Genomic DNA, 11846 nt, shown 5'->3' with positions numbered 1-11846 from the left:
CATCAATGCCGGGACGCTGCACCTTCAGGACAACGCTCTCGAGGCCGGCGTCGGCGGCGTTCGCCGGAAGCATCCGCGCCAGGTGGGCCTGTCCGAGGGAGGCTGCGGCGATGGGCGTCTCCTCGACGGAGGCGAAAACACGTTCCAGCGGCGCGCCGAGCTCGGCTTCGGCGAGGGCACGGATGTCCGCGAACGGCACCGGAGGAACCTCGTCCTGGAGCCCCTCGAGTTCCTTGGTGATCTCGGGTGGCAACACGTCGAGCCGGGAGGACAGGAACTGGCCCACCTTGATCATGAGCCCACCCAGGTCCAGGGCGAGCGCGTGGAAGCGCTCCGCGAAGCCCTGCATTCTTTTTGACCTGGTGCGCTCGGTGATTCCGCCCAGCCCAATGCGGGGGAGGAACAGCTCAAACCACCACGTCTTGGAAAGATGCCACGCSGCGAAGCGCAGGATGCGRCGGTAGCGGGCGCGGGTGTTCCCGGCGCCGCTCACCGGATTTGCTCGGTCCCGGCGGCCAGACGTCACCCCCTAGTCCTGGGCGAGGATCGAATACAGCCGGCGTCGTGCGTCATTGAGCACTGCCACCGCCTGCTGCACCTGCTCCGGCGTGCCGGTCCGGCCCACCAGCGACGCTGCCTGGGCAAGCTCGACGCCGGCCTTGGGCAGGGCGGCGAATCCGGTGCCGGACCCGCCGTCGGCCGCCTCCCAGGGAGACGACGCCCCGGCGTGGGCAGCATCTTCCCGGCCCGCCTCGGTCAGGGAATAGATCTTGCGGCCGTTGGACTCCTCCGCGAGGATCAGACCCTCGTCGGCGAGCAGTTGGAGGGTCGGGTAAACGGAGCCGGCGCTGGGCTTCCAGCTGCCGCCGCTGCGCTCCTCGATTTCATGGATGATCTGGTAGCCGTGCATCGGCCGCTCCGCCAGCAGGGCCAGCACGGCCGAGCGCACCTCGCCCCGTCCCGCGCGGGTGCCGGAGCGTTTTTCAAAGCGTGAACGAAGTTCTTCGACAGCCTGCCACATGCCGTCAATGTTGGGGCCGCCGAAGCCGCCGGCCGGGAACGAGTTACGCATGTTGCTCTCCTTAGTGAATAGCGAACGATAGTCAACGATACGTCCCGATACCCGCGAAACCAACGGTGGGTTTCCGGAGCCGCGGGGCAGACGTGTGCCCCGGCGTCCCGTAAAGTGCACCGAATGGACAAAGACCCGGGTCATTGGTTCCTTAGCCGGTCTGAGCGGGGGAACCAGGCCTCCGACGTGCACACCGGCGTGGACGGTGGACGGGAGTGGTCCGAGGGTAACCTGGTGACGCCCCTTGTCCATGGTGCCGCCTACTTCGCCCGGCTGCATGCGGAGCTGACGGCCCTGCGGGCAGGCGATCGTGTCTGGTTCACCGACTGGCGGGGCGACGCCGATGAACGGCTGCTCCCGGACGGGCCGACGATCGGGGATGTCCTCGCCGGCCTCGCGCGGGCGGGAGTGGAAGTCCGCGGCTTGGTCTGGAGATCCCACGGAGAGCGCATTTCGGCCCCGATCAGCGGCCGCTCCAACGAGCTCCTGGGCCGAGAGATTAACGAGGCCGGCGGCGAGGTGCTGCTGGACCAGCGCGTCCGGCTGTTCGGTTCGCACCATCAAAAGATGTTCGTCATCCGACGCCGCCACGACCCGTCGAAGGATGTTGCTTTTGTGGGTGGCCTGGACCTCTCGCACAGCCGCCGCGACGACGCCGGCCATAAAGGGGACCCGCAGGCCGTGACCATGGATGCCCGGTACGGGAAGCGGCCGCCCTGGCACGATGCCGCCCTGGAACTGCGGGGCCCGGTGGTGGCCGACGTGCTGGCGGTCTTCGCCGAACGGTGGAACGACCCCCATCCTCTGGACCGGCACACCCCCTACCGGATGCTGCTGCAGCGCCTGGCCCGGATGCCGCGCCACCCTGGACCGCTGCCGGCGACTGCACCCCCGCCGCCGCCGGCGGGCCCGCACGCCGTGCAGCTGCTGCGCACGTACGGCGTGAAACGCCCGCCGTTGCCCTTCGCGCCGGCCGGGGAACGCAGTATTGCCCGCGCCTACGCGAAGGCTTTCGCCCGCGCCCGTTCGCTGATCTACATCGAGGACCAGTACTTGTGGTCCGCGGAGATTGCCGCAGGCATCGCCGCCGCCCTGCGCCGGAACCCGGACCTGACAGTCATCGTCGTCGTGCCCCGGTATCCCGATACGGATGGCCCGGTGGCAGGACCGGCAAAGCGGATCGGGCAGGCCCGCGCCATCAGTGCCCTGCGCCGGGCGGCGCCGGACAGGGTGGGCATCTTCGACCTGGAGAACAGTGCGGGAACACCGATCTACATCCACGCCAAGATCTGCATCATCGACGACACCTGGTTTACCTGCGGCTCGGATAACTTCAACCGCCGGTCGTGGACCACGGACAGTGAGCTCACCTGCGCCGTGGTGGACACCACGCCCAGCGGCGAACAGGCAGGCCCTGAAGACAGCCAGGCCAACGGCCCTGACGCAAACGACGGCCCCGCCCCGGCCGTTTCCCTGGCGCACAAGCTTCGGTGCCAGCTTTGGGCCGAACATCTGGGAATGGACCAGGACGATCCCCGGCTCCAGGATCCGGCGCGCGGACTGGAGCTCTGGAATGGCGCAGTAGCGGCCCTCGACCGCTGGCACCAGACCGGCCACACCGCGGCCCGCCCGCCGGGACAGGCACGGCGCCACGTCCTGGAACCGGTAACCGCGCTCCAACGGCTCTGGGCCGATCCCATCAACCGCTTCATCGTCGACCCGGACGGACGCCCGCGGCAGCTCCGGGGGACGACCGAGTTCTAGGCCGCGCCAGCCCTGGTCTTAGGCCTGTTCCCGGGGACGGCGCGGTAGAAGTACATTTCCCGGGAACCGGACGGGGCATCCCAGCCCTGGGCAAACATCCAGGTCCCGTCGAATTTGAGCAGGCCGCCCCACGCCAGGGAACCTCCCCGGTGCACGGCTTTCTGGGTGAAGGGCTGCCGCACGTCGTAGAGGGCCTGGGCCGCGGAGAACTGCCCGTAGGCGTCGCCGTAGAAGAAGTCCAGGACCAGGGTGGTGCCTGCGCCGTTGTCCTCATCGACAATGGCGCAGGCCACTTCGTGCAGGGAGCCCTGCAGCGGGCCAAGGTCCAGGTAGTCCTGCGGCTCAAAGGTCCAGGTCTCGAAGTCGGTGGAACGTCCCACATGGGTAGTGCCGCCGCATCCCTCGGACAGGTACATCAGGTACTGCCCGTCGATCTTGACCGCTTCACCCCGGGCGTTCCGGGGGATAACGGCGCCCTTGGCCCAAAACCGGGAAACCTTGTGGGGGACTGCCAGCCCGAGCTTCTCCCAGTGGATGAGGTCATCCGAGACKGCAACGTTGATGTCGCACCCGACGTCGCCCAGGGGATACACCTCGGGGTCCTGGCCGGCGTCCGCCTCGGAGCGGTCGATCGTCCAGATCCCGTTATAGAACATGTAGTAGCGGCCGTTGGCCCGGTAAACCTTCGGGTCTTCGCATCCGAGGATCTCGTTATCCAGCGTGGGGTACACCACAGGGTTGGCGGGGTTATCCAGCCACCCGGCCGCCGGATCGTAGACGGCGACGCCGATGCGGCTGGAGACCGATTCCTTGCGTGGAGAAGCCCGGTAGAAAAGGTAGAGCTTTCCGTCGCGCTCCATGAGGGAGGGGTTGAAGATGGAGTCCGCGGTCCAGCCGATGCCGACGGGGTCCTCCCAGTCCTCGACCTGGCGGAAGGTCAGCGCATCGTCCTTGCGGAACGGGCCGATTGCCCATTCGGGATGCTCCGGATACTCGGCCGAGAACTGGTCGGTCGAGATCGTGTCGGTCAGGGGGTTGCTGAACGTGAGCGCGGCTTCATAGGTGATGYGCAGGGCCTCGGTGGTGATCTTCTGCATGGGGTTCTTCCTGTAGGAGTGAGGTGTCAGTTCCGGACCAGGTTCACCCAGGTGAACCCTCCGGGGGCCACGGTGATGCGGCCCGATCGGTCTTCGCCGGTCCGGTCCGGGGCGGGGCTGACAGGCCAGCCGGTCGCGTCGAAGGCCTCCTGCTGCAGGTGGAAGCCCCTGGGCACGGGCACGCGCCGGGTGGTGCTTTGCGGGGCGGCGCTGATGTACAGCGTGGAGTCACCCGCCGGGCCAGCTACGGAGACCGTGGAGACCAGGGGCTGCAGCAGGACCGCGTCGATCGCGGCGTCGCCTCCGGTTGTTCCGGTGACGCTGGTCGCCCCGGCCGGCAGGGGCCGGCCGAGGGCGAACGGGAAGAGGATGCCGGGGGCCGCTGTAATGCCCTGCGCACCGGCCCCTCCGTTGGCCGTGCTGCCCAGGACTGTTCCGCGGGCCTTCCAGGAGGCGGTGCCGGACGGTGCGGGGCGCTGATTGACCACGGCGTAGACGTTGCGTGCCTGCTGGGATGCGGAAACGGGGATGACCACCGAGCCGCCGGGGTTCAGGGCGACGTAGGCGCCGGCGGACCAGTTGGCCTCGCCGGTCCATGAGGAGGCCGGTTTCACCACCGTGCCGCCCGTGACGGTTCCGGATTCGGCTTCGGCTACCCGGAGGCCGTCCGTGCCGGTGGTGCGGCTGATCCCCAGGGCCTTGGCTTTGAGCGCCGGGCGGGCGTCCAGGGTGAGCATGGACAGCAGGGTATGGATGGTGGATTCCGCGCCGGAGTTGGGGTTGATGCGGCCGTCGGTTTCGATGCCGTCGATTGCGGTGCCCGTCGCCGGGTCATAGGCGGGCTTCCCGCTGCGGTTGGCGCCGAAGTACCAGCCGGCCGCGACGGCGGCAACGTCGATTAGGCCGGGTGCGTCAGCTGCTTTGGCAGTTGCCACCAGTCCTTCGATCCGCGAGTCCACGCCGTAGGCGATCTGCGCCTCGCCCGGGACCGGGCTCCAGGCGTTGTCCGGTCCGCCCGCGGCCAGCAGTTGCGGGGTGAACTGTGCGGAGTCGCGCACCGCCGCGGCCAGGAGGTCGGGACGCTTGAGCTGCTTTGACGCGTCGGCGACGGCGGCCGCCGTCATGCCGCCCCAGGCGTGCCACAGGGTCCGGGACTGGTTCCAGGGCAGTATCGCCCCGAAGGGCCACTGCCCGGCGGATCCGGCGGACATCGCTGCGATGCCCTCGGTGAGTTTGGCCAGCGCACCGGCCGCCGCGCCGTCGTCGGGGGCTGCCCGTGTGTAGGCGGTGAGCCCCAGCACGGCTTCCGCGGAGGCGTCCGCRCCGCCGGTGATCAGCCAGGCCGGAACCCTGGCGCCGTCGGCGACGTCGTAGCGCCCGTACTTGGCCAGTGACTGACCGGCCAGGGAGGTGACGGCGAGCTTCAGCCGGGCCTGCAGGAAGGCAGCGAACTGGGGATCGGCCGACTTGAACGCGGCGTAGCCTTCACCGAGCGCCCACACCGTCCGGGCCAGCCAGTACGACTCGGCCGAGTCGCTGGGGTCCGGGAGTTCGGCAGGCGTGGCGCTGGGCGTGAGTGTCCCATCGGGCTGCTGCCACAGGACCACGTTACCGGCGTTGGGCCCGGTGGTGGTCTGCAGGTACGTCAGCGAACGCAGCACCTCGAAGGCGCGCTCCCGGCTGGAGGCGTCCCCGGTCTGCCGCCAGTGGCGGAGGTACACGACGGCGGTCCGGGCGATGTCGTCCGCGTTGAACGCGCCCTGGCTCCAATGGCCCGAGGCGGCGTCCCTGGTACCACCGCCAACCCGGGTGTAGGTGCCGTCGGCGTTTTTATTCGCGTACGTCCAGGGCGCCTGCGCGGCGGGCCGGTCGGCGATCTGGTACGTGGTGTGTCCCGCGACCGCCCGGAGCGGAACGGTGTCCAGCAGGAAGTTCAGGTGGGACAAGTTCGTCAGCGGGGCCCGCCGGGCGGGGGAGGGGACGTGCGGCGCGGGGGCCGGTGTCTGCGGCGCGGCAGGGGCCTGCGGCGCCGCCGAAACCGGCCCCACCCCGGCCAGGAGCATGGACAAGGAGGCGACGACTGCGATCGGGGCGCATCTCAGGCGTGCGTGAACAGTGAAGCGGGTCATGTCTGGCTCCTAGGGCGGTGGGGCGGGGCGGGCAGGCGTCCGAAGGGGCGGTTTCTAGACGCGGTCCAGCCGGGCTACGCCGATTTTTGAATCGGCCATGCCGTAGAAGACGAACAGCTGCTCGCCGATTTTCTCGATGGCGGTCGGGAAGACAACGTTCGGGACGATGCCGGCCTTCTCCTCAGCGGTTTCCGGCGCGAGCAGGGGCTTGTCGCTGCGGGCGATGACCTTGGAGGGGTCCTCGGCGTCGAGGATCATGGCGGCGGCCACGTAGTTCACGTTCTGCTGCTGGGCAAAGTCCGATTTGGCCATCACCCCGGAGACGCCGTGGTGGATCAGCAGCCAGCCCTCGTCCACCCGGATGGGAGCGGGGCCGGCACCGATCTTGAGGGCCTCGAAGTCGAACTCGCTCAGGGCAACCTGGCGGTGGTTGCGCATGTGGACCAGGTTGCGCAGGTCCTGCTCCACCTCGGCGACCGGAACGTAGGAGATCCAGATGCCGGGCCGGTTGTCGGTAACGCCGGCCGGGAGGTGTTCGCCTTCGCCGTCCCGGATCCATCCCAGATCCCACATGGGCCGGTGCAGCATCGCGAAGGACGGGACGCCGTCGGGGTCATTGACGGGTTCGGGGAAGAAGACCGCGTCCTTGTTGGCGAAGAGGTTCAGGTCCATGGACAGGTCCGGCTGGTAGCCGAAGTGGCACGGCCCCAGCCGTTCCCAGCTGCGCAGGTCCTTGGAGGCGGCGAAGGCCAGCCTCGGGCCCAGGGGACCGTAGGCCACGTAGGTCATGAGGTGTTTGCCGAGCGCCGGAACCCACGTGGTGCGCGGGTCCTCGGTGCCGGCGTTGTTGGTGCCGCGTTCCCAGCCCTCGTCGGGGGCGAGCACAATGCCCTCGCGGTCGACGCCGGTGGGCACGCCGTCGTCGCCGATGGTCACCTTCGCCAAGCCCACGCGGGAGACGTTGCCCTCGGCGACGAGCCGGGGCAGGAGGTACAGGGCGCCGTCGGGCCCCCGGCCGCTGGCCGGGTTCAGGACGCCTTCGGCCTCGAACTCGTTGCCGGGCTCCGGGGCCATAATGACGCCGGCGCGGGTGAGGGTGAACGGGACGGTGGGCAGTGCGGAAGTTTGGGGGGAGGTCATGGATTAGCCCTTTACGCTGGAACCGATATTGGTGGAAATGAACTGGCGCTGGAAGAAGATGAAAAGCGCGACGGCGGGGGCCGCCAGGACGCAGGCGCCGGCCAGGATGGCGCCGAACGGGTTGGATGCCGTCGCGGCGATGTTGGAGATGTAGTTGGCGAGTGAGACGGCCAGCGGCTGGAGGGACTGGTCCTTGGTGACCAGGAACGGCCACAGGAACTCATTCCACGGGCCGATGAAAGTCAGCAGCACGGCCGTGACGATGGCGGGCCGGACCAGGGGAACGGCGATCTGCCAGAGGATCCGCAGCTCGGACGCACCGTCGATGCGGGCGGCCTCGAACAGCGTCGAGGGCAGCTGCAGGAAGTACTGGCGGAACACAAACACCGCCGTCGAGTTGATCGCGAACGGCAGGATCATGCCGATGTAGGTGTCCGCGAGCCCGTAGTCCCGCACGATCATGACGTACAGGGGGATCAGGAGCAGCTGGAACGGGATCATCTGGACCAGCAGCATCATGCCGAACACCAGGCCCTTGCCGCGGAACTGCATCTGCGCCAGGGCGTAGCCCACCAGCAGGCCGAAGACGACGGTAAAGAAGATCACACCGCCGGTGAATATCCCCGAATTGACCAGGCCCCTGAGCAGGTCGATGGAGTTGTTGATGTTGGTGTAGTTCTCTCCGGTGATGTTCCCCGGGTTGGGGAAGGCACCGCCCACGGACGTGTCGGGGGAGGTCTGCAGGGACCCGATGAACATGTAGTAGAAGGGAAAGAGGAAGACGAAGGCGCCGACGGCGAGCAGCACGAAGCTGCCCACGCCGAGGTTCCTGCGCTTCTCCACCCCGGAGGCCTGGCCGGTTGAAGTGTCCTGAGTCGACATTGTCAGTCCTCCTTTCCGCCCACGAGGCGTTTTTGGATCAGAGCGATAAGCAGTACACCGATGACCAGCACGACGCCGAGTGCGGCGGCGACGTCGGGGTTTCCCTGCAGGATGCCCTTCTGGTACATCAGGAACACCGGCGACGCCGAGGCCCCGTCCGGACCGCCGCCGCCGGTGAGCAGATACGGTTCGGTGAAGAGGTTCGCCCCGGTGATGGTGGCCAGCAGGGTCACCAGCACGCTGGCCGGACGGACGCCCGGAACGGTGATGTTCCAGAACTGGACCCACTTGTTTCCGCCGTCCACGGACGCGGACTCGTAGAGTTCATCCGGGATGTTCTGCAGCGCGGCCAGGTACAGCAGGATGAAGAATCCCAGCTGCTTCCACGTCACGTACAGCGCCACGGTGGGCATCGCGAGCCAGGAGTTGGTCAGCCATGACGGGTTCGGGGCCAGCGGCCCCAGCAGCCCGTTGACCAGGCCGTTTTGCTGGAACAGGAAGAGCCAGACACCCACGACGGCGACGCTCGCCGTGACGTACGGGACGTAGTAGCTGACCCGGAAGAAGGTCCTGAGCCTGCTGACGCGGTTGAGCGCGTTGGCCAGGACCAGGGACAGCCCGACGGTCAGCGGTACGTTGATGATCAGGAAAACGCCGATGTTCGCGAAGGAACGCTGGACGGCGGGGTCCGAGAGGACCGTGACGTAGTTATCCAGCCCCACGAACGGCCGGTCCACCTGTACCCCGGGGGCGGTGAAGAAGAAGTCGTGGAAGGAGATGTACACTGCGTACCCCAGCGGGTAGGCCAGGACGCCGAGGATGTAGATAACGTACGGGGCGCTGAACAGCAGGCCCAGCGGCTGGCGCCCAAGGAAACCCGGGCGTTTCCTTGCCGCCGGCCGAGGGGCCGGTGTCCGCCCGGCCGGGCCCGCGGCGGGCGGCCCGCCGCGGACGGAACGAAGTGACATGGGGCTCACCGCTACTTCTGGGCTACCAGTTGGTTGATTTTGTCCGCTGCGCCCTTGAAGGAGTCGTCGATGCTTTCGTTGCCGAAGATCACGGACTTGGCGTAGGCCGCCCGGAAGGTCTGCCAGACCTCCACCGAGTTGGGCACGTTCGGAACTTCAACGGTCCGGGCCGCCTGCTGGGCGAACTGCTTGTACAGCGGGTTCTTGGCGAAGTAGTCCGCGTAGACGCTGGTCAGGTCCTTGCGCATGGGCATCTGGCCGGTTCCGGAGAGGAGCTTGGCGTCCTCTTCCTTGCTGGTGGCGAACTTCAGGACGTCCCAGGCCGTTCCCTGGTTCTTGCAGGCGGAGTACATGCCGATGTTCTTGGCGTCGGAGAACGTGGCCCCGTCAGTCTGCGGCTGCGCTGCCGGAACCGGGACCGCGCCCCAGTTGACCTTGTCCTTGTACGCGGCGATGGCCCACGGGCCGGCCAGCGACATCGCGGCCTTGCCCTCGGCGAACGAATCGCCCTGGTAGACCTCCTTGGAGGCCAGGTTCTCCTTGTAAAGGGTCTGGAACATGGTGGCGACCTGTTTACCCTGGTCGCTGTCGAAGGTGGCCTTGCCGTCCTTGACCAGCGGGGTGCCCTGCGAGTTGGCTGCGTAGAAGGGGTAGAAGTCGAACCAGGACTGGAAGAAATCGCTGGCCGGGGAAGGCCACACGGCCTTGGCTGCGGCGCCGGACTTCACGATGGTGCGGGCGGCGTCCAGGAATTCGTCCTGGGTGGCCAGCTTGGGCTTCTCCGGATCCAGGCCGGCCTTCTTGAAGAGGTCCTTGTTGTAGAAGAGGACCACGGGGTTGGACTTCCACGGCATCTGGTAGGTCTTGCCGTCCGCGGACTTGTACTGGCCGGCGAGGTCGCCGGTGCGGTCCTTGATGTACTGGGCGCCGTCAGGGAACGAGTCCAGGGCGACCAGGCCGCCCTGCTTCTGGAACTGGGGCACGGCCACGGGGGCGGTGTTGAAGACCAGGCAGGGAGCGTTCCCGGCGGTGATGGCGGCACCGATGACTTCCTCGGAACTCTTGCCCGCCGGGATCTCCTGGGCGTCGATCTTCTGGTCCGGGTGGGCGGCGTTCCACGAGGCCACCATGTCCTTACCCCACTTAACCTCGAACTCGTTGTTCGAGTACCAGATCTTGATCGGGCCCTTGGCGGTGGTGGCTGACGACGCCGAGCTGCCGCCGGCACCGCCGCCGCAGGCTGCAAGGCCGGCGCCCATGATCGTCAGGGCGGCCACGGACAGTACGCGCGTGGCAGTGGTAAAGCGCTTCATTGCGACTCCTTGGAAGGGGTGGAAAGGGGTTTGGTATTGAGGATGTGCGAGAAATAAAAGGGGAAGTGGCTAGGGGAAGGCGCCGGCGGTCCGGGCTGGGGCCGGGCCGGTGGAGGCCCGGGCCACCAGGCGGGGGGCCGGGAGGGTGGTGTCTTCAACCCGGTGCGCGCCGGCAAGCTGGTCCAGCAAAACCTGGGCCGACACCCGCCCCCAGAGCATGGGGTCCGTGGCAAGGGTGGTTAGCGGCGGGTTCAGGTACTGCGTGAACTCGGCGTTGTCGTAGCCGGTGATGGACAGGTCGCCCGGGATGCTGAGGCCCAGGGACTGGGCGTAGGACTGGCCCGCCGTCGCCATCAGGTCGTTGGCATAGACAATGGCCGTGGGACGGTCGGTGCGGCCGAGCAGGTCTGCGGTGGCGGCGACCCCGCCGGCTGCCGTGAAGTCGGCCGCAGAAAACAGGTCCGGGAGCAGGCCCGCGGCGGCCAGTGCGTCTTCCCATGCCTTGCGGCGGCTGCGGGCGTGGATGTATTCCTGGCCGCCGCCGACGTGGGCGATGCGAGTGTGGCCGAGTCCCACCAGGTGTTCCACGGCGGCCGCGATGCCGGCGGATTCGTCGACTGATACCGCGGGATACGGCGACGCCGCGTCCGGCCGGTTGAGCGTCACGGCGGGAAGCTTCAGTTCGAGCATGAGGGCGATGCGGGAATCGTCCTGGCGGACGTCGGTGAGGATGACGCCGTCGACCCGGCCGTTGTCGACAAGTTTCCGGTAGCAGCGTTCCTCGGCGCCCGGCTCCGTGGCGACGCTGAGGACCAGGGCGTACTCGTGTTCTGCCAGGGCCGCTTCGATGCCGGCGATGAACGCCGGGAAGAAGGGGTCGGAGCCGAGCAGCGAGGGATCGCGGGCGACCACCAGGCCCAGCGCGTAGGCCTTGGCCGAGGACAGGCCCTTGGCGCGGAGGTTCGGAGTCCAGCCGAGTTCCTTGGCGACCCGGAGGATCCGGTCCCTGGTGTCCTTGCTGACGCCGGGCTGCCCGTTGAGGGCGTAGGACACAGCGCCTTTACTGACGCCGGCCGCCTGGGCCACGTCGTTGATCGTCACTGTCATCTGAGCCTCATTGCTGTCGTGATCCACATCACTGAACCGGTTTTGTTAGTGACTACTTAACCGGTTCACTTCTCTCGTGTCAAGGCCGGGGGGTAGAGGCGGTCCAGTCGCAGGCCGGTGCACGGGGCGGCCAGCTTGGGCTCACCCGCGGCGTTTCGGGAGGCCGCGTCAGGCAGCCGCGACGGGGGGTCCTGTTAGGCTGGAGTTCACGCTTACATCCGCCTTCCACCTGCAGGATCAGCCTCTTGAAACCATCCGCACGACGCAAAACACTCCTGTTCGCGGTGCCCGTCGCGGTCGCCGCACTGACCGGAGCGGCCGCCGTCGTTGCCCCGAACGCACCCCAATTTTGGGGGCAGTCCTCGGGGCCGGCG

At 67.8% G+C, this 11846-nt stretch carries 10 protein-coding genes; 1 reads left to right on the top strand and 9 read right to left on the bottom strand.

The annotated features are described in order from the left end of the window. Positions 1-526, bottom strand: a 526-nt coding sequence (locus tag AC1DHD_RS08530) for an AarF/UbiB family protein (protein WP_476879292.1), incomplete at its 3' end; no start/stop codon positions are given. A 3-nt stretch (positions 527-529) separates the two neighbouring features. Next, positions 530-1072 carry a PadR family transcriptional regulator gene (locus AC1DHD_RS08525; RefSeq protein WP_476879291.1) on the bottom strand — a complete coding sequence of 181 codons (543 nt, stop codon included), beginning with the start codon at positions 1070-1072 and terminating at the stop codon, positions 530-532. 123 nt (positions 1073-1195) lie between these two features. On the opposite strand from AC1DHD_RS08525, the gene AC1DHD_RS08520 reads away from it, so the two are divergent. After that, complete coding sequence (locus tag AC1DHD_RS08520) at positions 1196-2836, top strand: phospholipase D family protein (RefSeq protein ID WP_476879290.1); 1641 nt, start codon at positions 1196-1198, stop codon at positions 2834-2836. Here the strand turns inward: AC1DHD_RS08520 and AC1DHD_RS08515 are convergent. From AC1DHD_RS08515 to AC1DHD_RS08485, 7 genes are all read right to left on the bottom strand, one after another. Then, positions 2833-3933 (bottom strand): glycoside hydrolase family 130 protein, encoded by a 1101-nt coding sequence (locus AC1DHD_RS08515; protein ID WP_476879289.1) that lies wholly within the window; start codon positions 3931-3933, stop codon positions 2833-2835. The genes AC1DHD_RS08520 and AC1DHD_RS08515 overlap by 4 nt on opposite strands. A gap of 26 nt (positions 3934-3959) precedes the next feature. Continuing rightward, the gene (locus AC1DHD_RS08510; protein WP_476879288.1) at positions 3960-6062 is read right to left on the bottom strand and encodes a hypothetical protein; all 2103 of its coding nucleotides are present in this window, start codon (positions 6060-6062) and stop codon (positions 3960-3962) included. A gap of 54 nt (positions 6063-6116) precedes the next feature. Beyond that, entirely contained in the window at positions 6117-7202 is a 1086-nt protein-coding gene (locus tag AC1DHD_RS08505) for a glycoside hydrolase family 130 protein (protein ID WP_476879287.1), read from the bottom strand. A gap of 3 nt (positions 7203-7205) precedes the next feature. Further along, positions 7206-8084 (bottom strand): carbohydrate ABC transporter permease, encoded by an 879-nt coding sequence (locus tag AC1DHD_RS08500; RefSeq protein WP_476879286.1) that lies wholly within the window; start codon positions 8082-8084, stop codon positions 7206-7208. A gap of 2 nt (positions 8085-8086) precedes the next feature. Further along, a complete protein-coding gene (locus tag AC1DHD_RS08495; protein ID WP_476879285.1) occupies positions 8087-9052 on the bottom strand; it encodes a carbohydrate ABC transporter permease in 966 nt (321 codons plus the stop codon). Positions 9053-9063: 11 nt separating this feature from the next. Further along, entirely contained in the window at positions 9064-10365 is a 1302-nt protein-coding gene (locus AC1DHD_RS08490) for an ABC transporter substrate-binding protein (RefSeq protein WP_476879284.1), read from the bottom strand. A gap of 69 nt (positions 10366-10434) precedes the next feature. Further along, positions 10435-11472, bottom strand: a complete 1038-nt coding sequence (locus AC1DHD_RS08485) for a LacI family DNA-binding transcriptional regulator (RefSeq protein WP_476879283.1) — start codon at positions 11470-11472, stop codon at positions 10435-10437. Between the last annotated feature and the right edge of the window lie 374 nt (positions 11473-11846).

Source organism: Arthrobacter sp. 05L45_2 (assembly GCF_056397525.1).
This window is presented reverse-complemented; position numbering and strand designations above follow the sequence as displayed.